This is a genomic window from Marivirga tractuosa (assembly GCF_042140215.1).
GTDB classification, from domain to species: domain Bacteria; phylum Bacteroidota; class Bacteroidia; order Cytophagales; family Cyclobacteriaceae; genus Marivirga; species Marivirga tractuosa_A.
Genome location: NZ_CP159478.1, coordinates 1843584 through 1864991 on the forward strand (window position 1 = coordinate 1843584; position 21408 = coordinate 1864991).

21 protein-coding genes, 1 tRNA gene, 2 pseudogenes and 1 riboswitch are annotated in these 21408 nt (G+C 34.3%); of the genes and pseudogenes, 9 read left to right on the forward strand and 15 right to left on the reverse strand.

The genetic code is table 11. The annotated features are described in order from the left end of the window. The first annotated feature begins 11 nt into the window (after positions 1-11). Together ABWH96_RS08460 and ABWH96_RS08465 are read left to right on the forward strand one after the other, a co-directional pair. Complete coding sequence (locus ABWH96_RS08460) at positions 12-1016, forward strand: ligase-associated DNA damage response exonuclease (protein WP_375581024.1); 1005 nt, start codon at positions 12-14, stop codon at positions 1014-1016. 82 nt (positions 1017-1098) lie between these two features. Beyond that, entirely contained in the window at positions 1099-1686 is a 588-nt protein-coding gene (locus ABWH96_RS08465; protein ID WP_375581025.1) for a DUF6624 domain-containing protein, read from the forward strand. Positions 1687-1769: 83 nt separating this feature from the next. On the opposite strand, the pseudogene ABWH96_RS08470 reads toward ABWH96_RS08465, so the two are convergent. From ABWH96_RS08470 to ABWH96_RS08485, 4 genes and pseudogenes are all read right to left on the reverse strand, one after another. Then, positions 1770-3034: pseudogene (locus ABWH96_RS08470) on the reverse strand (adenylosuccinate synthase). A gap of 89 nt (positions 3035-3123) precedes the next feature. Continuing rightward, the gene (locus ABWH96_RS08475) at positions 3124-3462 is read right to left on the reverse strand and encodes an STAS domain-containing protein (RefSeq protein WP_375581026.1); all 339 of its coding nucleotides are present in this window, start codon (positions 3460-3462) and stop codon (positions 3124-3126) included. A gap of 20 nt (positions 3463-3482) precedes the next feature. Then, positions 3483-3956 carry a Fur family transcriptional regulator gene (locus ABWH96_RS08480; protein ID WP_013453279.1) on the reverse strand — a complete coding sequence of 158 codons (474 nt, stop codon included), beginning with the start codon at positions 3954-3956 and terminating at the stop codon, positions 3483-3485. 47 nt (positions 3957-4003) lie between these two features. After that, positions 4004-6214 (reverse strand): RelA/SpoT family protein, encoded by a 2211-nt coding sequence (locus ABWH96_RS08485; protein WP_375581027.1) that lies wholly within the window; start codon positions 6212-6214, stop codon positions 4004-4006. Between the two features lie 102 nt (positions 6215-6316). Here ABWH96_RS08485 and ABWH96_RS08490 point away from each other — a divergent pair. The 4 genes from ABWH96_RS08490 to clpX all read left to right on the forward strand — a co-directional run bounded on the left by ABWH96_RS08490 (position 6317) and on the right by clpX (position 9818). Further along, positions 6317-6398, forward strand: a tRNA-Leu gene (locus ABWH96_RS08490). An 86-nt stretch (positions 6399-6484) separates the two neighbouring features. Further along, positions 6485-7828: a trigger factor gene (gene tig / locus ABWH96_RS08495; RefSeq protein WP_375581028.1), complete on the forward strand. Its 1344-nt coding sequence runs from the start codon at positions 6485-6487 to the stop codon at positions 7826-7828. Between the two features lie 81 nt (positions 7829-7909). Beyond that, on the forward strand, positions 7910-8578 hold the full coding sequence (locus ABWH96_RS08500; RefSeq protein ID WP_308348961.1) for a ClpP family protease: 669 nt from the start codon (positions 7910-7912) through the stop codon (positions 8576-8578). A gap of 1 nt (position 8579) precedes the next feature. Continuing rightward, positions 8580-9818: an ATP-dependent Clp protease ATP-binding subunit ClpX gene (clpX, locus tag ABWH96_RS08505; protein ID WP_375581029.1), complete on the forward strand. Its 1239-nt coding sequence runs from the start codon at positions 8580-8582 to the stop codon at positions 9816-9818. A 288-nt stretch (positions 9819-10106) separates the two neighbouring features. On the opposite strand, the pseudogene rimK reads toward clpX, so the two are convergent. The 8 genes and pseudogenes from rimK to ABWH96_RS08545 all read right to left on the reverse strand — a co-directional run bounded on the left by rimK (position 10107) and on the right by ABWH96_RS08545 (position 18070). Further along, positions 10107-11019: pseudogene (rimK, locus tag ABWH96_RS08510) on the reverse strand (30S ribosomal protein S6--L-glutamate ligase). Positions 11020-11070: 51 nt separating this feature from the next. Then, a complete protein-coding gene (locus tag ABWH96_RS08515) occupies positions 11071-12264 on the reverse strand; it encodes a homoserine dehydrogenase (RefSeq protein ID WP_375581030.1) in 1194 nt (397 codons plus the stop codon). Then, on the reverse strand, positions 12251-13279 hold the full coding sequence (gene metX, locus ABWH96_RS08520) for a homoserine O-acetyltransferase (protein WP_375581031.1): 1029 nt from the start codon (positions 13277-13279) through the stop codon (positions 12251-12253). The genes ABWH96_RS08515 and metX overlap by 14 nt, the downstream gene beginning before the upstream one ends. Continuing rightward, complete coding sequence (locus ABWH96_RS08525) at positions 13254-14582, reverse strand: O-acetylhomoserine aminocarboxypropyltransferase/cysteine synthase family protein (protein ID WP_375581032.1); 1329 nt, start codon at positions 14580-14582, stop codon at positions 13254-13256. The genes metX and ABWH96_RS08525 overlap by 26 nt, the downstream gene beginning before the upstream one ends. 358 nt (positions 14583-14940) lie before the next feature. Beyond that, positions 14941-15034, reverse strand: a riboswitch (SAM riboswitch). Positions 15035-15160: 126 nt separating this feature from the next. Further along, a complete protein-coding gene (locus ABWH96_RS08530) occupies positions 15161-15859 on the reverse strand; it encodes a lysoplasmalogenase (RefSeq protein WP_375581033.1) in 699 nt (232 codons plus the stop codon). Between the two features lie 108 nt (positions 15860-15967). Continuing rightward, a complete protein-coding gene (locus ABWH96_RS08535) occupies positions 15968-16333 on the reverse strand; it encodes a T9SS type A sorting domain-containing protein (protein ID WP_375581034.1) in 366 nt (121 codons plus the stop codon). A gap of 44 nt (positions 16334-16377) precedes the next feature. Further along, positions 16378-17871: an NAD(P)H-hydrate dehydratase gene (locus tag ABWH96_RS08540; RefSeq protein ID WP_375581035.1), complete on the reverse strand. Its 1494-nt coding sequence runs from the start codon at positions 17869-17871 to the stop codon at positions 16378-16380. Further along, complete coding sequence (locus ABWH96_RS08545; RefSeq protein ID WP_375581036.1) at positions 17858-18070, reverse strand: DUF2256 domain-containing protein; 213 nt, start codon at positions 18068-18070, stop codon at positions 17858-17860. Before ABWH96_RS08545 ends, ABWH96_RS08540 begins: the two co-directional genes overlap by 14 nt. A gap of 149 nt (positions 18071-18219) precedes the next feature. On the opposite strand from ABWH96_RS08545, the gene sucD reads away from it, so the two are divergent. Together sucD and ABWH96_RS08555 are read left to right on the forward strand one after the other, a co-directional pair. Next, positions 18220-19092 carry a succinate--CoA ligase subunit alpha gene (gene sucD / locus ABWH96_RS08550; RefSeq protein WP_375581037.1) on the forward strand — a complete coding sequence of 291 codons (873 nt, stop codon included), beginning with the start codon at positions 18220-18222 and terminating at the stop codon, positions 19090-19092. 127 nt (positions 19093-19219) lie between these two features. Then, complete coding sequence (locus tag ABWH96_RS08555; protein WP_375581038.1) at positions 19220-19684, forward strand: DUF1456 family protein; 465 nt, start codon at positions 19220-19222, stop codon at positions 19682-19684. A 2-nt stretch (positions 19685-19686) separates the two neighbouring features. On the opposite strand, the gene ABWH96_RS08560 is transcribed toward ABWH96_RS08555, so the two are convergent. The 3 genes from ABWH96_RS08560 to ABWH96_RS08570 all read right to left on the reverse strand — a co-directional run bounded on the left by ABWH96_RS08560 (position 19687) and on the right by ABWH96_RS08570 (position 20716). Further along, on the reverse strand, positions 19687-20166 hold the full coding sequence (locus ABWH96_RS08560; protein WP_375581039.1) for an OsmC family protein: 480 nt from the start codon (positions 20164-20166) through the stop codon (positions 19687-19689). A 13-nt stretch (positions 20167-20179) separates the two neighbouring features. Further along, positions 20180-20350 (reverse strand): hypothetical protein, encoded by a 171-nt coding sequence (locus tag ABWH96_RS08565; RefSeq protein ID WP_375581040.1) that lies wholly within the window; start codon positions 20348-20350, stop codon positions 20180-20182. 84 nt (positions 20351-20434) lie between these two features. Next, positions 20435-20716, reverse strand: a complete 282-nt coding sequence (locus tag ABWH96_RS08570) for a YciI-like protein (protein WP_375581041.1) — start codon at positions 20714-20716, stop codon at positions 20435-20437. 119 nt (positions 20717-20835) lie between these two features. On the opposite strand from ABWH96_RS08570, the gene ABWH96_RS08575 reads away from it, so the two are divergent. Next, positions 20836-21399, forward strand: coding sequence for a YdeI family protein (locus tag ABWH96_RS08575; protein ID WP_375581042.1), 564 nt, complete (start codon positions 20836-20838; stop codon positions 21397-21399). The last annotated feature ends 9 nt before the right edge of the window (positions 21400-21408 follow it).

The following is a 21408-nucleotide window of genomic DNA, read 5'->3' on the forward strand; positions in this document are numbered from 1 at the left end:
GTTAGTCATGCATGTATTCTCTTCTAAAATTTACAAATAAAGGAATTTACTGCCCAGAAGGTAAATTTTATATTGACCCATGGCGACCAGTTAAAAAAGCCTTAATCACTCACGCTCATGCAGACCATTCTCGTCCTGGTCATCAGCACTATTTAGCACATCACCATTCCGAAATCATTATGAGACAAAGGTTGGGGGAGGGTATTCAAATAGAAACAATAGATTATAGTAAAAGCATTAACATAAATGGAGTAAAGGTGAGTTTTCATCCAGCAGGACATATTCCGGGATCAGCACAAGTTAGAATAGAATATAAAGGAAAAATTGCGGTAGTCTCAGGAGATTACAAATTAGAAGATGATGGCTTATCGACTCCCTTTGAGCCTGTAAAATGCGATGAATTTGTAACCGAGACCACTTTTGGCTTGCCCATTTATCAGTGGAAACCACAGTCTGAAACATTTAATGAAATCAACCAATGGTGGGAACAAAATAAGGAAAATGGGAAAACGTCCGTGATTTTTGCCTATGCCTTAGGAAAAGCCCAAAGAATCATGAAAAATGTGGATAATGGAATTGGAAAAATTTATACCCACGGAGCTGTGGAAAATGCAACGGAAGCCTTACGAAAAACAGGATTGCAGTTACCTGAAACCATTAAAATAACTAATGAAATTCCTAAAAAGGATTATCAAGGCAATTTGGTGATTGCCACACCTGCTTCAATTGGAACGCCTTGGATGAAAAAACTAGCCCCTTACAGCACTGGAATTGCCTCAGGCTGGATGATGCTAAGGGGAACCAGAAGAAGAAAAGCTGCCGACAGAGGATTTGTCCTATCCGATCATGCCGATTGGAATGGTCTGTTGGAAGCTGTAAAATTATCAGAGGCAGAAACCATTTATTCCACTCATGGCTATTCCAATGTATTTACGAAATACTTGCAGGAGCAAGGCTTAAATGCCATAAGTCTAGATACTCAATTTGAGGGTGAGAGCCTGGATAGTGAGTTGTGAAGTTTGTAATAATTTACTTTGAGCATACTTTATCTTTTTCTAAGTTCGTTGTAAAGTCGAGTAACTATTAACCTACATATAAATGAGAAACCATCTAGTCCTTATCCTTTCAATCTTCTTTATTGTTTCAATTCCTTCCTATTCCCAAAATCAATCTGACAGTGATTTTAAAGAAGAGGTAAAAACTATAGAGAAACTCACAATCAAATCTTTGAAACTTAGGCAGCAAGTAAATCCTGAATCAGAAGATCAAGAATTGATCAAAGAGATGAATATTCTTGATTCAACCCTTTTACATAAAGTGACCCTATTTCTAAATGAATATGGCTGGAAAAGCAAAAAAGAAATAGGCGAACTTGCTAATATGGGATTAATTTTAGCCATCCAACATTCTTCCAAAGAAGAAATGGAAAGCTTTAAAGAGATTATAGAAAAGGCTTATCAAGAAGATAAAATCGAAAAAAGTAGCTATGCACTTTATGTAGATAGACTAAAAGTCCGAAATGGTTTACCCCAAATCTACGGCACTCAATATTACTATGATGAAAAATCAGCTTCATTAAGATTTAATGAAATTGAGGATTTTGAAAATGTAAATAAGAGAAGAAGAAAAGTGGGATTGTCTAAAATAGAAAAGTATGCTAAGCAGAATAGTATTGCTTTAGATTAATAAATTGAACTTTATTTTATGGTCATAAAAAAAGGAAGCCAATCTCTCAGCTTCCTTTCAAATATCAATTGTTGACTTTTATCTCAAAATAGTCTGTGTTCTATGGCCAGTACAGAAACTAAATTAATTGGAACACCCATTTTATCTTCAATATAAGTAATGTAATTTTTCAGTGCTTGTGGCATATCCTCAAAGGAATTGATGTCATCCAAACTGCAATTCCAACCTTCCAATTCTTCGTAGATAGGTTTCACTTCTGAATCCACTATATCGTAAGGGAATTCATCCGTTTTGGTACCATCTTCCAATTCATACTGGGTACAGACTTTTATTTTTTCAAAACCAGATAACACATCTGCTTTCATCATAAATAATTCTGTGACTCCATTGATCATCACCACATATTTCAAGGCTGGGATATCTAACCATCCGCATCTTCGTGGGCGACCAGTAGTGGCGCCAAATTCATTTCCTACTTTTTGCAATTCTGTTCCGTCCTCGTCAAATAGCTCGGTCGGAAACGGCCACCCCCTACTCTAGTGCAATAGGCCTTGAATATACCATAGACTTTACTAATACTATTAGGTGCTACACCTAAACCTGTGCAAACTCCGGCAGTCATCGTATTGGAACTTGTCACAAAAGGATAACTTCCAAAATCGACATCTAATAAAGAACCTTGAGCACCTTCAGCCAAAACAGATTTCCCTTCTTTCAATTCATTATTGATAAGGTACTCTGTAGAACTCACATTGAATGTTTTCAAATATTCCAAGGCTTCAAAAAATGTTTTTTCAGCTTCTTCTAGTTCATCATAATTATACTGATAAAAATCAAGTGTCATTTTATGAATGTCCACTAATTTCTTATACTTCTCAGGGAAATTTGGATAGAAAATATCTCCTACTCTTAATCCTAGTCTGGCTACTTTATCTTGGTAAGTCGGGCCTATCCCTTTCAATGTTGAGCCAATTTTTTCATTTCCTTTAGATTTTTCATAGGCCGCATCCAAAAGTCGGTGGGTCGGCAAAATCAATTGAGCCTTATTGGAAATCCAAAGATTATCCTTGAAATTGATGTTAAATGGGTCTAATTTTTTGATTTCATTTCTGAAAATAACAGGGTCTAGAACCACTCCATTTCCAATTACATTTTTTATAGAGCTTCTAAATATTCCACTAGGGATTTGATGCAACACATGTTTAATACCATCAAATTCTAAAGTATGACCAGCATTTGGACCACCTTGAAATCTAGCCACTGTATTGTATTTGGGCGCTAAAACATCTACTACTTTACCTTTTCCTTCATCCCCCCATTGCAAACCCAACAAAACATCCATTTTCATTTTTTATGATTTTAAATTACGACAGCCCTTAAGGATAAAGACTGAATCTGATAAATTTATGAATTAATTATTTCTAGTACTTCTACCACTTATTTCAAGCTCGCAATTGCCTCTTCTTTAGTGTCGTAGATGGTGAAAATATTATTAAGCTTGGTGATCACTAATAATTTTTTCACTTGTTCAGATGGGTTTATTAACACAACCTCTCCGTCCTTATTTCTCAATTTAGTTAAAATGGTAATTAAAACTCCAATCCCGCTACTGTTCATGTATCGAACACCAGATATGTCAATAATACATTTTGTGATACCTTTATTAATATGGTCATTCAATAATTCAACCAATCCTGGTTCGTTATTTTCTCCTATAAGGTCTCCTGAAATTTCTAAGTTTAGAATATTATCAACGACTTCTTTCTTGTAATCCATTTTATCTTTTAATTAAAAAATTATTCCTGCTCTTCGGCTTTTTGCTTTGCTTGGCAATCCCCGCAAATTCCATACAAATTTAAGGAGTGATGCATGATTTTGAAATTCAACAAATCTCCTATCATGGTTTTAATGTTTTGGATTCTCGGATCACAAAACTCTACTACCTTATGACACTCCGCACAGATAACATGATCATGTTGCTTATAACCATAAGACTTTTCGTATTGAGCTAAGTTTCTACCGAATTGGTGCTTGCTTACCAAATCACATTCTACCAATAAATCCAAAGTATTATAAACAGTAGCACGGCTTACTCTATAATTTTTATTCTTCATGCTGATGTAGAGTGATTCCACATCAAAATGACCAGTTCGAGTATAAATCTCTTCAAGGATTGCATAACGCTCGGGCGTTTTTCTCAATCCTTTATTTTCTAAATAAGCCGTGAAAATTTGTTTTACTTCCTTATAAACCTTCTCGTTCAATGCCATAATTTATTCATCTCCCTTCTTCAGTCGCAAATATAGGAAATCTACAATTAATCGTAGCGGTTCACCTTCACTATCCCACGAACGGCTTTCAATTTTTCTATCAATTGCTCTAAATGCTTAGTATTCTGTACAAAAAGGTGAATTTTTCCTTCAAAAATTCCATCTTTGGTATCAACGGAAATCGATTGCATATTTACCTCCAATTCACTGGATATAATTTGTGTTACATCACTGATTAGTCCTACCCTATCGGTTCCAATAATTTGCAATCCAGCCAGAAAAGCAATTTCCTGCTGAGAAGTCCATCTAGCTTTAATCACTCTGTTACCATGGTTTGAAAGTAATTCAGGTGCATTAGGGCAAGAAGTTCTGTGAATTTTAATCCCTTCATTAACCGTAACAAAACCGAATACCTCGTCTCCAGGAATCGGATTACAACAAGCCGCAATCACATAATCTACCACATCCATATCCTCTCCTATCAAGAGCATATCTTCCCCTTTGGCTTTTTTCAATTCCTGCTCAAAAGATTTAGCATCTGCAGATGACCTAATTCGCTTAGTATTTTTCTGCGGACCTTCCAGCACTTCATCCTGAAATTTCTTGATATTTTTAGGGTCGTGTTTACCAGTTGCTATTCCGTAGTATAAATCAAGTGGAGTTTTTTCTTCAAAATACGCTCTGATTTTATTGATTACCTCATCAGAAGGCGTAATCTTCATTTGCTTTAGTTTCCTGTAGACAATTTCTTTGCCTTCTACCGCTGCATATTTTTTATCCTCTTTTAATACATCCTTTATTTTGGATTTAGCTTTTGAGCTGACCACAAATCGTAACCAATCTTCACTTGGCTTTTGCTTATTGGAAGTCAGAATTTCCACCTGATCTCCATTTTTGAGCTCATAATTTAGCGGCACTAGTTTATTATTTACTTTTGCACCAAGGCATTTCGCCCCAACTTCTGTATGGATATCAAAAGCGAAGTCCAAAGCCGTGGCACCATTCGGCAAAGTTTTTAATTCTCCTTTAGGAGTAAAAACAAATACCTCATCAGAAAATAAATTAGACCTGAAATCATCTAGAAATTCTATCGCATTTGTATCATTGGACTCTAACATTTCTCTAACCCTTGCAATCCATTGCTCAAGTCTAGTTTCCTCTGGCTTGGTATAATAATCTTTATATTTCCAATGTGCAGCGTATCCTTTTTCCGCTATTTCATCCATTCTGCTTGTCCTGATTTGCACTTCTACCCAACTTCCATTATCACTCATAACCGTGGTGTGCAAGGACTCATAACCATTGGCTTTAGGAGTTGATATCCAATCACGGAGTCTATCAGGGTTAGGCTTGTAGAAATCAGTAACTATGGAATACACTTCCCAACATGCTGCTTTTTCATGTTCGTCTGGAGCTTCGATGATAATTCTAATAGCAAATAAATCATACACCTGTTCAAAAGGTATATTCTGTTTTTTCATTTTACTCCATATCGAATAAATTGATTTTGGTCTTCCTTTTATATAGTAATTCCATTTTAATTTATCCAATTCACCTTCAATTGGAGAGATGAAATTGTTGATAAAGCGCTTTCTGGCTGCTTTAGTATTATTGATCTTATTGGCAATATCTCTGTAAACCTCCGATTCTGTATATTTTAAGTGCAGGTCTTCTAACTCAGATTTGATGGCGTAGAGTCCCAAGCGATGGGCTAATGGTGCATAAAGAAAAATGGTTTCAGAAGCTATTTTGAGCTGCTTATTTCTTGGCATGCTTTCTAGAGTTCGCATATTGTGCAAACGGTCAGCCAATTTTATCAGAATCACCCTCACGTCTTTAGAAAGTGTAAGCAACATTTTTCTGAAATTCTCCGCCTGCTGGGAAGTTCCATATTCAAATACACCAGAAATTTTGGTTAAGCCATCTATTATGGGAGCTACTTTAGGGCCAAATTCTCTTTCAATATCTTCTAGCTCCCAATCTGTATCTTCAACTACATCATGCAAAAGTGCTGAAATAATGGAAGTTGTTCCCAAGCCAATTTCTTCTACACAAATAGTGGCTACAGCTATTGGGTGAAGAATATAAGGCTCTCCAGATTTGCGCCTCATTTCCTTATGGGCTTCCATGGAGGTTGTAAAAGCTTTTTTAATCAATTTGGCATCGCCATCTTTTAGAAATGGCTTTGATTTCCTTAGTAATTTGCGGTATTCTCTAAGGATAACTTTACGTTCTTCTTCTATATCTATATTTTGCATAAATGCTTTAAAAACTAAAATTCAAAATAACCAATAAAAAAACAATTCTGCGACTTGCAGCAAAAATATTTTTCCGTACCTTTGCCCTTCAAATTAATGAATGCGGATGTGGCGAAATTGGTAGACGCACTAGACTTAGGATCTAGCGCCTCACGGCATGGGGGTTCGAGTCCCTTCATCCGCACACTACTCAAACCCTTAGTTCCAGTAAAGTAATACGGGAGTGAAGGGTTTTTTTGTATATTGATAACACTATAAAATTTAATTGTTTTGGACATTACACTCAACAAAAAGGACAACACTAATGCTTCTATTAAAATTATATTAAATGAAGCTGATTATCAACCTAATGTTGAACAAAAAATCAAAGAGTACAGGAAAAATGCTAATATTAAAGGTTTTCGTCCTGGAAAGGTGCCTGCTTCTTACATAAAAAAATTATATGGGAAGAGCATATTGGTTGAAGAAATCAATAGCATGTTGTCAAAATCATTAACTGACTATATAAAGGAAAATGATTTAAAGATTTTGGGTGAGCCAATTCCTAATCAGGAAGATGCAGCTAAAATTGATTGGGATAACCAAAAAGATTTTGAGTTTGAATATACTTTAGGTTTGGTAGATGAATTTGACATCAAATTAGATGATAAATTCAAAGTAGAGAAATATGTTATCGAAGTTACCGATAAGGTGATGAAAGAAACCATGGATAACTTAACTAAGCAACATGGTGAAACTGAATCAGTGGAAGAAAGCAAAGCTGAGGATTCTTTAGAAGGAAAATTGAGCACAGACGATGGTGAAGTGCAAGAAAAAGTAGTGCTTCCAATTGAAGACGCTGAGAAAAAAGCTCAAAAGCAATTTGTAGGTGTTAAGAAAGGTGATGAAGTAAAATTCGATATCGCTAAAACTTTCAAATCTGCAGAGGCAAAATCAAGATTATTAGGTCAAAATGAAACGGATGCTGAAGCAGCTTCTGGAGAGTATATTTTAACTGTATCTGATATCAAAAGAACTAAGCCTGCTGAAATCAATCAGGAATTGTTCGATAAAGTATTTGGTGAAGGAGCTGTAAAAACCAGAGAAGAATTTGACCAAAAAGTAAAAGAAACAATCTCTGAAAATTACGATAGAGAAACTGAAAATCTATTAAATAGAGATTTGGTTGATAGTTTGGTAGAAAAAACCAAATTTGAATTACCTGATGAGTTCTTGAAAAACTGGTTGCTATTAAGCAACGAAGGGAAAATTACTCAAGAGCAAATCGACAAAGAGTACGATTTATATACTAAAGATTTGCGTTTCAATTTGATCAAAAACAAAATTGCTGAAGCAAATCAGGAAAATATTAAGGTTGAGCATACTGACGTGATGGATTACACCAAAAAAATGATTGCTGAGCAATTTGGTGCATACGGAATGGCAGATCAATTAGGCGAAAATATGGATAGTTTTGCTCAAAATTATCTTCAAGGTGAAAATGGTGAAAACTACCGTAAAGTCTATGAGGAGATGCTTAACAAAAGAGTTTTGGACTTTATTAAGGACAAAATTACAATCAAAGAAAAGAAAGTTGATTTAGACGGCTTTAAAAAGGCTGTAGATAAGAACTAAAAGCTATTTTTACCGTTAATTGAAAAGTCCTTTTAAAGAAGGACTTTTTTTTTAAATTTGTACTTATAACAAAATACTTAAATGATTAATAAAGAGGAATTTAGGAAATTTGCCGTTAAAGGCGAAGGCTTATCAGGTAGTATGGTGGATTCATACGTGCAGCAGGTTGAAAACATGACCAGAGCTGTAATTGAAGAACGCCCCACCAATTTCAGGGAAATAGATGTTTTTTCCCGTTTAATCATGGATAGAATTATCTTCTTGGGAATGCAAGTGGATGATAATATTGCCAATGTAATTACCGCTCAATTATTATTCTTACAATCAGTTGATGCTAAAAAGGACATCAGTCTTTACATCAACAGCCCCGGAGGTTCGGTTTATGCTGGTTTAGGTATTTACGATACCATGCATTACATCTCTCCTGATGTAGGAACCATTTGTACAGGATTGGCTGCAAGTATGGGAGCTGTTTTATTAGCTGGTGGAGCTGAAAAGAAAAGATCAGCATTACCCCATGCAAGAATCATGATTCACCAACCGATGAGTGGAATGCAAGGACAAGCTTCTGATATGGAAATTTCCTTAAAACAGACATTATCCGTTAAGGAAGATTTATATAATATCCTTTCTAAGCATAGCGGAAAAACTTATAAGCAAGTAGAAAAAGATTCTGACAGGGACTTCTGGATGAGAGCGGAGGAAGCTAAGGAATATGGATTGATTGATGAAGTATTAGTGAGAAAATAGTATGGCAGAAGACAAAACACAAGTAACCTGTTCCTTTTGTGGACGCAACAAAAAAGATGTTGATTTGATGATTTCGGGTATACATGCTCATATTTGTGATAAATGTATTGCGCAAGCTCAGCAAATTCTACAAGAGGAGGTTAAAACAAAATCATCATCCAAAGACCCGAAATTCAACTTGATTCGTCCAATTGAAATGAAAACTCATTTGGATCAATATGTTGTGGGACAGGATGAAGCCAAAAAAGTAATGTCAGTTGCAGTTTACAATCATTATAAAAGATTGATGCAAAAATCTTCAAAAGATGATGTTACGATTGAAAAATCAAATATCATAATGGTTGGAGAAACTGGTACTGGTAAAACTTATCTAGCTAAAACTTTAGCTAAGATTTTACAGGTTCCGTTTTGTATTGCTGATGCTACTGTTTTAACTGAAGCAGGTTATGTAGGTGAAGATGTCGAAAGTATTTTAACTAGATTACTACAATCCGCTGATTATAATGTGGAAGCTGCCCAAAGGGGTATCGTTTACATAGATGAGATAGATAAAATTGCCCGTAAATCGGACAATCCATCTATTACAAGAGATGTAAGCGGTGAAGGTGTTCAGCAAGCCATGTTGAAATTGTTGGAAGGTACTTCAGTGAATGTTCCGCCTCAAGGAGGAAGAAAGCATCCTGATCAGAAAATGATCAATGTGGATACTGAAAATATCCTTTTTATTTGCGGAGGCGCTTTTGATGGAATAAGCAGAAGCATTGCTTCCCGATTAAACACTACTCCTTTAGGGTTTGCTAAAGCAGATACCAAAGAAGAAGAAATTGATAAGGAAAATCTTCTGCAATACATCACAGCTCAGGATTTGAAAAATTTCGGCTTGATTCCTGAACTGATTGGTAGATTGCCAGTGCTTACACATTTGGATCCTTTAAGCAAGGACACTTTAAAATTAATTCTAACTGAGCCTAAAAATGCTCTAGTCAAACAATACAATAAATTATTTGACATGGAAGGCATTAAGTTAGTAATTGAAGATTCTGCTTTAGATTATATTGTTCAAAAAGCGGTAGAATTCAAATTAGGTGCAAGAGGTTTGAGGTCTATTTGCGAGGTAATTATGACAGATGCAATGTTCGAATTTGATGGAGAGTCATCAGGAACCGAATTAATCATTGATGAAAAATATGCAGCTTCTAAATTTGAGAAATCTAAATATAAGAATTTAAGAGTAGCTTAGCCAGTAGCTAGTATTTAGTATCAAGTAGCTAGATTCTGGTATAAAATAGAAAAGAGGATTTATCTAATGGTAAATCCTCTTTTTTTTGATGCAATTAATCCACTCAAGCAACACCCCTGAAGTCCCCTCAAGGGGACAGTCGCACAGATTTAATTTAATAGAAAACTTTAAAAATCATCACTATTTTCTACTATTGTAAAAGTCCAGTTATCTCTATTAAAGTTTTGTTCTTAGTCAAAGGCTGACCAACTTCTGGTTAGAGATACTATGAGGACTTGATCCAAAGCATCAAGCCTTCACCTTATCCTTCGGCAAACGCTTTTTATCTAGCCCTCTTTCAATATATTCAACAATCCTTAGTGCAATATCTTTTCCAGTTGCTTTTTCTATACCCTCCAGACCTGGTGAAGAATTCACTTCCAAAATCAAAGGGCCTCTAGATGATTGCAGCATGTCAACACCTGCAATGGCTAAGCCCATGGCTTTTGCAGCTTTAAGTGCCGCAGCTTTTTCAGCACGACTTAATTTGATGACATTTGCAGAACCTCCTCTATGTAAATTAGAGCGAAATTCTCCTTCTTTACCTTGACGCTTCATAGCACCAACCACTTCACCATCCACTACAAAAACACGAATATCTGCACCACCAGCTTCTTTAATGAATTCTTGCATAATAATCCTCGCTTTCAAACCTTCAAAAGCTTCGATTACTGAAACGGCTGCTTTTCTGGTTTCAGCCAAAACAACCCCTAAGCCTTGAGTACCTTCTAATAATTTCAATACTACAGGTGCTTTGCCAAGATGCTCTAAGATATAATCACCTGCATTTTCAGAACTATTAGTGAAAGCAGTTCTTGGCATTGCTAATCCTGAACGAGACAAAATTTGCAAACTTCTTAGTTTATCTCTAGAACGGGTAATTGCTAAAGAATCTACTGCACTAAAAGTTTTCATCATCTCAAACTGACGAACTACTGCCGTACCATAAAAGGTAACTGATGCTCCAATCCTTGGGATTACAGCATCAATTTTATCTAATTTTTCTCCATGATAATAAATAGAAGTGACCCGCCTCATCCATTATAATATCACAACGCATATGGTCAAGGCGTATAGCTTCATGTCCTTTTTGCTCAATGGCTTCTAAAAGTCTTCTAGTAGAATATAAATTCGGGTTTCTTGAAAGAACTGCAATTTTCATATTGAAATTTAATTTTTATACATCCAAAGTAAACCAAAAAAGACATCTAACCTAAATCAAAACTTCATGATTTTTAATTTTATTAAAAATATCTTGAGGAATTTTCACCCAATATAAATTGAGATGCTCTTGCTTTAAATTTATCAGCCTATTAAAGTCGGTATTAACTATATAATATTTCTCTTCTTGATCCAAAATTGTTAATCCTGAAATTTCATTTTCAAAACCAGAAATGAAATAAATTTCTCTTTTAGATTTATTTGAAAATTCAATTTCCTTTTTGACTAAAGACTTTGCTATTGCTAGATCGTATTTTAAATCTTTCAGGTTTGACAATACTGCCAACGCTGTAGGGAAACTACCAGCACCTTTTCCTTTTACAAATTGCTCACCTGAAAATTCAGCATCCACCACAATTCCATTGTACTCATTTTCAATAGTATAGAAATCATGGCTTTCATTTACCAATTGAGGCTCTACTTTGGCTGTTATTTTTCCGTTTTGTTGCTGTGCTTCTCCAACTAATTTGAGTTTCAAATGATGTTTCTGAGCAAAGTCTTTTATGTGTTCATCCAAGTGATTAATTCCGTGCAATGGAATTTCGTTTGGGTGTACAAATACGCCAAAAGCATGATAAATCATAATAGATAATTTAAAGCGGGTATCCTCTCCACTTACATCAGAATAGGGGTCTAATTCAGCAAAGCCTAACTCTTGAGCATCTTTCAATGCAGTGGCATAATCCTGATTTTCACCTACCATCTTGGATAAAATGAAATTACAAGTCCCATTCGCTATAGCTTTGATGGATTTTACTTGATCTGATTTATAATGCTGATCTAGTAATCTTAAAATAGGGACACTTCCACAAACAGCTCCTTCATAAAAGAATTTAACGCCATGTTTTTCACGCAATTCCAGAATTTCTTTATGATAAAGCGCTACCATCTTTTTATTAGCACTCACTACTGACTTTCCTCTTTCAAAAGCTTTTTTTACTATGCTAAAAGCTTCTTTAGGATCGTTTATTAATTCTATGATTATGTCTAAGTCGGTATTATCAAGAATTTCATCTGCCTCAGTGGTAAGGATTCCATTGGGTAATTCTAAATTTCTCTCTTTTTCAATATTTTTGACGGCAATTTTTTCAATTGAAACACCGTATTTTTCATTTTGCTGTAAAGCTTTATAAACACCAGAGCCGACTACGCCCAGTCCGAATAAGCCTGCTTTAAATTTCTTCATATAAAGTATTGATTAAATGTTTTTGGATGAATTGTGAAATCAAATTTCCTTCAATTAAAAATGCATCATGACCTTTGGTAGAGGTTATTACTTCTATTATAGCATTCGGTATGTACTCACTCATAAATCTTTGCTCCTCTATTGGGAAAAGATTATCACTGTCAATTCCAATACATAAAGTTTTGGTTTTTATGGAGCTTAGTACAGCCGTTAAGTTGTTTCCTCTGCTTTCAGCAATATTATGCGCATCCATCATTTTGGAAAGCACTTTATAGCTGTTGATGCTGAATCTTCCATTGAATTTTTTTCCCTGATATTTTAAATAGGAGGATACTTTCCAATCTCCTTGCTCAATTTTACCATTTTGATTTGTTTCAAAATCATCATAGCCTCTGTAGCTTAACATGGCTATACTACGTGCTAAGGAAAGTGCTTTTTGTTTTTTCTCCTCATTTCCATTTTCCCCTAATTCAATTGCTTGCCTTTGCAATTCATTAAAGGCAATTCCCCATGAAGAATGTTTAGCATTGGAAGCCACTAAAATCTGATTTTCAATCACTTCTGGTTCTAAAATAGACCATTCTAAAGCTTGTTGACCGCCTAAGGAACCACCAATCAAATAATCGATTTTAGATATATTAAGAGCTTTTCGCAAATCAATAAAAGCTCTTACCGCATCCCTATTGTTTAAATTAGGAAATGAATTTCCATAGACCTTATTGGTTTCTGGATTTACAGAGTCAGGTCCAGTGCTTCCATAACAAGATCCCAGCATGTTAGCACAGATGACTACATTCTTTTCTAAATCTATAAATCCACCATTTTCAAGGAAAAGGGAAGGCCACCAGTCTTTCACTGTGGCGCTTCCAGTAAAAGCATGGCAAACCCAAACCACTTCTTTATCATCTGAAATTTCACCTAAAACTTCATAATAAAGAGAGGCTCCTAGCAAAATTTGCCCGCTTTCTAATTGAAAATACTTTGGTAAATTATGCTGTGGCATAGGATTCTTCATGAATTTTTTGAAAAGACTGAGTGAAATCTGCAATGATATCATCAATATGCTCTATACCTACAGAAACCCTCAATAAATTTGGCGAGATACCTGCTGACAATTGCTCTTCATCCGATAATTGCTGATGAGTAGTAGTAGAAGGTTGTATGATTAAGGTTTTAGCATCACCTACATTTGCCAAGTGGCTTACCAATTTCAAATTATCCACAAAAGCTTTGGTTTCTTCTTTATCTCCTTTAAGCGTAAAAGATAAAACTCCACCATATCCATTATGCAAATATTTTTTAGCCAATTGATAATACTTACTACTTTCCAATCCAGGATAATTCACTTTTTCAACCAAAGGATGTTTTTCTAGCCAAAAAGCAAGTTTTAAAGCATTATCCACTGTTCTTTGAACTCTCAAGGATAGGGTTTCCAAACCTTGAAGTAGCAAGAAGCTGTTAAATGGACTTAATGCTGGACCAAAATCTCTTAATCCTTCTACTCTTGCCCTGATGGCATAAGCTATATTAGGAAGTCCTAATGGATTACCTTCTCCAAAAGTTTCCCAGAAATTTAATCCATGATAACCTTCTGAAGGCTCCGAAAACTGTGGGAATTTCCCATTGCCCCAATTGTAATTACCAGCATCCGTAATTACTCCACCAACGGATGTACCATGTCCGCCAATCCATTTGGTGGCTGACTCTACTACAATATTAGCTCCATGCTCAATAGGTCTAAATAAATAACCGCCAGCACCGAAAGTATTGTCTACAATTAAAGGCAGATCATATTTTTTGGCTAATGCTGAAATGGCTTCAAAATCTGGAATATTGAAAGTTGGGTTCCCGATAGTTTCTAAATAAATAGCTTTAGTATTTTCGTCTATCAAAGCTTCGTAAGATTCTACTTCTTCATCTGGAGCAAATCTCGCCTCAATTCCCAATCGCTTAAATGAAACTTTAAACTGGTTATAAGTACCGCCATAAAGATATTTCGAGGAAATAAAGTTGTCTCCAGCTTCTAAAATATTATTTAAGGCAATAAACTGAGCTGCTTGACCAGAAGCAACTGAAACAGCTGCCACGCCTCCTTCCAATGCAGCAATTCTTTTTTCAAAGACATCATTGGTAGGATTCATGATTCTAGAATAGATGTTACCGAATTCTTTCAAACCAAATAGGTTTGCTCCATGCTCTGAGTTGTTAAAAGCATAACTAGTGGTTTGGTAAATTGGAACTGCTCTTGAGTTGGTAGTTGGGTCAATTTCCTGACCAGCATGTAATTGTAATGTTTCGAATTTTTGTGTAGTTGACATAATTTAAAAATTTAAGGTGAATATATTTTAGAATGAATATTTAAGAATGTATAAGCAATCAGGATTACTGATTGCTTTATGAATTTTTATAAAAAACTGATTTAGAATGGATTAAAACTATTTCGAAAGGAATCTTAAAACTAAAAAGGGTGTAATTTTCCCTTTAGATTATCGAAATGAATCCAAATAGAATTGAGTTGTTGATTAACAACAACAGCACATACACATTCGCATGTATGCAATAGAAGTAATAGGATTAAGCTTAGAAGCTCTTTTTGTTGATTTTGAATTTTTAGCCGAATTGACTGACTTGACGTGCTCGCTAGAAGCGAAAAATTGTAAGTTGTTCATAATTGTTAATTTATATTTCCCATTATCGGGCAGGATTTGGCACCTTGATTCAGGTTGCCAGAGGGTCAACGAGCCTGTCTCTCACCTCTTCGTTATAAATTGATTACCGAAATAACACTTCAAATGTAGGAAAAGCTTTTTGAAATAAACAAATCCAATCACTAATAAAAATCAAAAATAATAAAAATAATTTTATAACAGAATAAAATTTTGATTTATGATAGTATTTAAATATTTTCTATGGCTCCTTCCTTTTTCTTTTTTCTGTGCTTTAATAATCCATTCACTATTAGCCATTGTGCAATTATATAAGTTCCCATTACAGCAACACCAGCATAAGGGATAGTATGAGAAAAACGATTTATTGCTAAAACTGAATCAGAAATTGTAAATAATGCTGCTCCTAATATTACTAATTGGAAACTTTCATCAGTGGTTTGATTTTTACGATACCATGCTACAATCATCATTAAAGCCAAAATTATAGCGTAAAGAGAAATGGGAACCTGTATTACTGTATCTACATAAGGTAAAATTAGATAAGCCATTAGAGCTAAGTAGGCTATGACCACTAGAGGGAAAAATGACCATTTTAAATATAGCTTATCTTTAAAAGTTGCTTTTTTGTAGGCTATAATTAATACAATATGAGCCCCTAAGAATGCTGATAAACCTGCGAAAAAGAATAAGAAGTGCTTAAATGTAAATAGCAACATAATATCTCCAACCCAGCTTAGGGCTAATGCAAGCGTTACAAAACTTACCCACTTTTCATCTTTTCTATTATCTGATTTATCCCAAAAGTAAATCAGTAAAGCGATCATTAAGAGTGGTTTACAAATTTGATGTAATATATCAATTTCGAATGTGAGAGAAATGATTTCAAGAATTGCGACTATCCAATAGAAATATGCTTTAAAGTTCATGTCAAAGTATTTATCGAAAAGTAATTATTATTAGTCGATAAAAAAAGTGAAATTATTTAAAGAAATGATAGTTGTAACTAATAAGAAATCTAGAAAATATCCTGAATACTACTTTTTTAGGAATTTTTTCAGGCTCTTTTCTGAATCAATAGATAACATTAAGTAATAATGACCTCCTGGAATGTTTTTTAAATTAATTTTGTAAAGACCAGATTCAATTTTCTCATTAGAAACGTTCATTTTATTTCCAATGATACTCATAACCTCAATCTTTATATTTGAAGATAAATCTTTATCATTTATTTTAAGATAAATATACTCTTCAGCTGGATTAGGATAGACTTCAGCTGTATTCAGAACTTTCAATATTTCAACATTTGCTTTATAAGCTGTAGGCTCTAATTTCTCAGCCTCAGAATTAAAAAAATTAAAGCTTAAGAAAGTGATGATTAATATGTTGAATAATATTTTCATTATAATAATTTACGGTTAAAACCGTTATATGTTTTAGTGTATAGCTACTTTTCTATTTCTATAAATGCTTCTTTCAGATTTGAAATCATAGTTGTTGGAGTCATAAAATTTTCCCCATAATATTTCAAACTTTTATCTCCTGAAATTCCATGCAAATATACTGCCAATTTTGCCGTTATAAAAGTATTTTTTACTCTTGGAGCAATTCCAGCCATTATTCCACATAATAAATCTCCACTTCCACCTTTTGCCATGCCTGAATTTCCTGTAGTATTGAAACTTACTTCTCCCTTTTCATTACAAACAGCAGTATGTTTCCCTTTTAATACGACTACAACCTTATGATGCTTACAAAAGGACTTTAGTTGCACCAATGCTTCAAAATTATTAGAATAATTTCCAACTAGCCTTTTAAACTCTCCATGATGGGGAGTTAAAATTGCTCCTTTTGGTAATAGTTGCAATAATTCCCTGTATTCTGATAAAATAGAAATAGCATCTGCATCCAATATTAGTTGACCTTTATAGTTCTTTAATAATTCCTCTAAAAGCTTTACTGTTTTATTGGCAAAACCTACAGCAGGACCAAAAACTATAACATCTTGATTCGCATAATTCAGGAAGCTTCCTAATACATATTCATTTTCATCCTCTAAAATCAAGGCTTCTGGAATTTGAATCTGAATGATGTTGATACAATGCGGACAAGATTGAACAGATAACAAGCCAATTCCCGAATGCAGTGCACCTTTTGCTGCTATAATTGAGGCTCCCATTTTAGCATGTCCACCCGCTATGATAGTAGCTCGACCTCTTATGCCTTTATGAGCAGTACTTTCTACTTTTAAAAGTGACTTAACCTCATCTGTTAATTCAAAAATTGAATACTCGCTTACGCAACTATCTATAAAATCTGGCAATAATCCTATGTCCAAAATTACAAATTTTCCAATATATTGCTGATTTTCGGCCATCATAAAAGCAAGTTTCGGCACTTGAAAACTTAATGTATAATCAGCTTTAAAAATTGTATTTCCTGGACTAGGTTCATCTGCAAAAATACCGGAAGGGATATCTACTGCTATTTTTATTCCTTTCACCGAATTTACTTTTTCTATATAAGTGGCAATTTTTCCTTCAATAGGGCGGGAGAGTCCTGAACCGAAGATGGCATCAATAAAAATAGTTTTATCTGTAGGATTTAATGGTTCTAAATCATCAACTATTTCAACCTCATGAATTGACCTTAATCTGTCTAAATTTTGTTCAAAATCATCTGAACCAGATTCGCTCATCACTAAAACGACATTTACCTTATACCTTTGATTCGCAAGCAATCTTGCTATTGCCAATCCGTCTCCACCATTATTCCCAGAACCAGCTAAAATGATAACTGCATATTCATTTGAGAAATGTTTAGAAATCCAATTCGCCACTGCTCGACTAGCTCTTTCCATCAAATCAATACTTTCGATAGGCTCGTTTTTGATGGTGTATTGATCAGCTTCTCGTATTTGTTGAACGTTAAGAATTTTCATAAAAGTAAGATAGGGAAAATGAGTTTAATATCCAGAATTTTGCTCTTACTATTGTTTTTTTTGCCATTCTACCACATTTTTGGCTACAATATTTTACAGTCTCCCAATCCTTTTTCCATTTCTTCCTCCAGGTAAATGGTCTATTACACATTGGACATATTTTGGAAGGCAATTCACTTTTTCTAAGCATTTTTGGCATAGATGAAATTTAGTTATCAATAATGCTAAATCAATGAGTTTAATGATTGTTTAAATTATCAATGTGTAATTTATTCCGAAACAAGCACGAAATTACTTTGTGAATGAAGCCTTTTCTTCTATTTTTGCAAAAACTTTAAACAGAGCATAATGAGCGTTTTAGTAAATAAAGATTCTAAAGTAATTGTCCAAGGTTTCACAGGTTCAGAAGGAACATTCCACGCTGAGCAAATGATAGAATACGGCACCAATGTAGTAGGTGGCGTCACTCCAGGAAAAGGAGGTCAAAAACATTTAGATAGACCAGTTTTCAATACTGTCGAAGATGCTGTTAAAGAAGCTGGCGCAAATGTATCCATCATTTTTGTTCCACCTGCTTTTGCCGCAGACGCCATTATGGAGGCTGCCGATGCAGGAATCAAAGTTATCATCACCATTACGGAAGGAATTCCTGTGAAGGATATGATGAAAGCAAAAACTTATATTCAAGATAAAGATTTAACCCTAATAGGTCCAAATTGCCCAGGTGTTATTACTCCAGGTGAGGCTAAAGTAGGTATCATGCCAGGATTCGTTTTCAAGAAAGGAAGAATAGGGGTTGTTTCTAAATCAGGAACTTTAACTTATGAAGCTGCTGACCAAATCGTAAAAGCTGGTTTAGGTATTTCGACTGCCATTGGTATTGGTGGTGACCCAATCATTGGAACTCCTACCAAAGAGGCTGTACAAATGTTGATGGAAGATGATGAAACTGATGCTATTGTAATGATAGGTGAAATCGGTGGAAATTATGAAGCAGAAGCTGCTCGATGGATAAAAGAAAATGGTAACAAAAAACCTGTTGTTGGATTTATTGCCGGTAAAACTGCCCCAGCTGGAAGAAGAATGGGACATGCCGGTGCTATCATTGGTGGAAAAGACGATACTGCAGAAGCTAAAATGAAAATTATGGACGAATGCGGTATATATGTTGTTCAGTCTCCAGCTGATATTGGTGAGACTATGAAAAAAGCATTATCATAAAATAAGGTCTAAAATTAGACAAAATACTTCATTCAGAGACTGTTTCAGAGTTTAAGATATTAGATCTATAAGATTGATATCAAATTTGAAACAGTCTTTTTTATTTATAGCACTTTAAATAGTAGAGATGACCAACAATGATATTATAAAAAGGATCCGCTATATTTTTGATTATAGTGATGAACAGATGATAGCTATTTTTGAAAGTGCAGATTATAAAGTCACAAGGTCATTGGTTACGGATTGGCTAAAAAGCGATGATCATGCAGAGTATAAAGAAATTCATGATGATCAACTAGCTGTTTTTTTAAATGGCTTAATAAACGAAAAAAGAGGTAAAAGAGAGGGAGAGCAACCTAAGCCTGAAAAAATACTGGATAATAATACCATCCTTAAGAAACTTAAAATTGCGTTGAAATTAAAAACGGAGGATATAACAGAGGTTTTTAAATTGGCAGGTAAACCGATTAGTCCGCATGAGGTAACCGCATTTCTAAGAAACCCTAAACAATCTCAATACCGTCCTTTTTTGGATCAATATTTAAGAAATTTTTTGAATGGTCTTCAGGTAAAATATAGAAAAGATGTTTAACCTTAGTAATCTTTTTCTTGAGTAGTCACCTTAGACTTATGCTGAATTGGAAAATTGCAAGAATTGGCGATAAAGCAAAACTCATTTGCTTTTTGATGGAGTGATTCCGCTAATTCAATTTTATCTTTTTCTAAAATCACTACTTCAGGATATAAAATAGCTTTAGTAAAATGACCTTTTCCCTCAGCTGTTTCTTCCATAGTTGCAGTTGCTTTATCCTGATAATCAATTACTGTAATTTTGTTCACTGAACAGAAATGCAGATACCACAACATATGGCAAGAGGAGATAGAAGCTAAAAATAAATCTTCAGGATTATAGAGCTCAGCATTGCCTCTAAATGCTGGGTCGGCACTTCCTTTTAGAGTAGGTTTATTTTCAATTATAATGTCATACGATCTTTCGTAGGAAGTATAGGATTTAGTGCCCTTTCCTTTGTTGCCTGTCCATTTGATCAAGGATTGATATTCGTGGGATTTCATATGATAATAATCTTTAATTCAGGGATTTAGCATTTTTGATACTGTTGAAAAAATCTAAAAGTTCCAGTGCTTTTTCCAAAGCTTCCTCATCCGTTAATCTCCTACTTTTTTTTGAAGTGGATTTTAACTCTTCGAAGCTGTTGTATTTCGTGATTTTAGGTTTATTTAATTTATCTGATTTCATTAACTTCTTGTTTGAAATAATCAATCAATATATATAACACTGAAACTCATAATTTCTATTACAAATATAAAGATTATATAATTACTATAATTCTCCCACAACTACCGTCCAAGGTCTAACTTCCCAACTTTCAATTAAACCATTTTTCAAATATGGATCATTTTTGGCAAAATCCTCCGCTATTTTAGGGCTTTCACCTTTAAAAATCAAAACTGCTCCATCTGCTGGTTCTGCCATCGCACCTGCCATAATTAAATCGCCATTTTGATGGGCTGTTTCTGCCATTTTTAAATGCTCAGCACGATAGGGAGCTCTTTTTTCAACATAATTTTCAATGGTTTTAAAGAAAAGTAGGTAGTATTTCATATAATTAATTTACTAGTTCAGGATTTCATAAATTTAATTAAAATCTAATCCTATTTTAAGTTTGAAACACCATTTTTAAAATTTTAGTAAATTGAATTACTTTTTAACCTAATACACTCATGAACAACAATAAAAAATGGCAAAACGAGCTAGAATTTTTAAGAGCCATAATCATTAAAACAGAACTGGAGAAAACCAAAAAATGGGGAGGAGAGGTTTATACCCTAAATAATGGAAATGTATTAATGATAGGGGCTTTTAAAAATTATGTCAGTATATGGTTTTTCAATGGAGTGTTTTTGAAAGATCCTTATCAGGTTTTGGTAAATTCCCAGGATGGAAAAACCAAAGCTTTACGCCATTGGCAATTCACCTCTGTGGAAGAAATGGATGAAGATAAAATCATGGAATATATCCAGGAAGCTATTGAAAACGAGAAAAAAGGATTGAAATGGAAACCAGAAAAATCAGATGAAATTGAAATCCCTGAAATTTTGCAAGAGGCTTTTACTTCTGATAAATCATTCAAGGATGCCTTTGAAGAACTAACATCATTTAAGCAAAAAGAATATATTGAACACATAGATTCAGCCAAAAGAGAAGTTACAAAAATGAGCAGATTGGAGAAAATTAAGCCTATGATTTTGGAAGGAGTGGGGCTGAATGATAAGTACAGGAAGTGAATTTCCAGG

Excerpts from the sequence above, each read along its gene's own strand:
- ABWH96_RS08500 (WP_308348961.1), top strand. The coding sequence starts at position 7,910 with ATGATTAATAAAGAGGAATTTAGGAAATTTGCCGTTAAAGGCGAAGGC.
- ABWH96_RS08515 (WP_375581030.1), bottom strand. The coding sequence starts at position 12,264 with ATGAAGAAATTTAAAGCAGGCTTATTCGGACTGGGCGTAGTCGGCTCT.
- ABWH96_RS08560 (WP_375581039.1), bottom strand. The coding sequence starts at position 20,166 with ATGAAATCCCACGAATATCAATCCTTGATCAAATGGACAGGCAACAAA.
- clpX (WP_375581029.1), top strand. The coding sequence starts at position 8,580 with ATGGCAGAAGACAAAACACAAGTAACCTGTTCCTTTTGTGGACGCAAC.
- ABWH96_RS08475 (WP_375581026.1), bottom strand. The coding sequence starts at position 3,462 with ATGGATTACAAGAAAGAAGTCGTTGATAATATTCTAAACTTAGAAATT.
- ABWH96_RS08485 (WP_375581027.1), bottom strand. The coding sequence starts at position 6,214 with ATGCAAAATATAGATATAGAAGAAGAACGTAAAGTTATCCTTAGAGAA.
- ABWH96_RS08540 (WP_375581035.1), bottom strand. The coding sequence starts at position 17,871 with ATGAAAATTCTTAACGTTCAACAAATACGAGAAGCTGATCAATACACC.
- sucD (WP_375581037.1), top strand. The coding sequence starts at position 18,220 with ATGAGCGTTTTAGTAAATAAAGATTCTAAAGTAATTGTCCAAGGTTTC.
- ABWH96_RS08525 (WP_375581032.1), bottom strand. The coding sequence starts at position 14,582 with ATGTCAACTACACAAAAATTCGAAACATTACAATTACATGCTGGTCAG.
- ABWH96_RS08465 (WP_375581025.1), top strand. The coding sequence starts at position 1,099 with ATGAGAAACCATCTAGTCCTTATCCTTTCAATCTTCTTTATTGTTTCA.
- ABWH96_RS08570 (WP_375581041.1), bottom strand. The coding sequence starts at position 20,716 with ATGAAATACTACCTACTTTTCTTTAAAACCATTGAAAATTATGTTGAA.
- metX (WP_375581031.1), bottom strand. The coding sequence starts at position 13,279 with ATGAAGAATCCTATGCCACAGCATAATTTACCAAAGTATTTTCAATTA.
- ABWH96_RS08460 (WP_375581024.1), top strand. The coding sequence starts at position 12 with ATGTATTCTCTTCTAAAATTTACAAATAAAGGAATTTACTGCCCAGAA.
- ABWH96_RS08530 (WP_375581033.1), bottom strand. The coding sequence starts at position 15,859 with ATGAACTTTAAAGCATATTTCTATTGGATAGTCGCAATTCTTGAAATC.
- ABWH96_RS08545 (WP_375581036.1), bottom strand. The coding sequence starts at position 18,070 with ATGCCAAAAATGCTTAGAAAAAGTGAATTGCCTTCCAAAATATGTCCA.
- ABWH96_RS08480 (WP_013453279.1), bottom strand. The coding sequence starts at position 3,956 with ATGGCATTGAACGAGAAGGTTTATAAGGAAGTAAAACAAATTTTCACG.
- ABWH96_RS08555 (WP_375581038.1), top strand. The coding sequence starts at position 19,220 with ATGACCAACAATGATATTATAAAAAGGATCCGCTATATTTTTGATTAT.
- ABWH96_RS08535 (WP_375581034.1), bottom strand. The coding sequence starts at position 16,333 with ATGAAAATATTATTCAACATATTAATCATCACTTTCTTAAGCTTTAAT.
- ABWH96_RS08575 (WP_375581042.1), top strand. The coding sequence starts at position 20,836 with ATGAACAACAATAAAAAATGGCAAAACGAGCTAGAATTTTTAAGAGCC.
- ABWH96_RS08565 (WP_375581040.1), bottom strand. The coding sequence starts at position 20,350 with ATGAAATCAGATAAATTAAATAAACCTAAAATCACGAAATACAACAGC.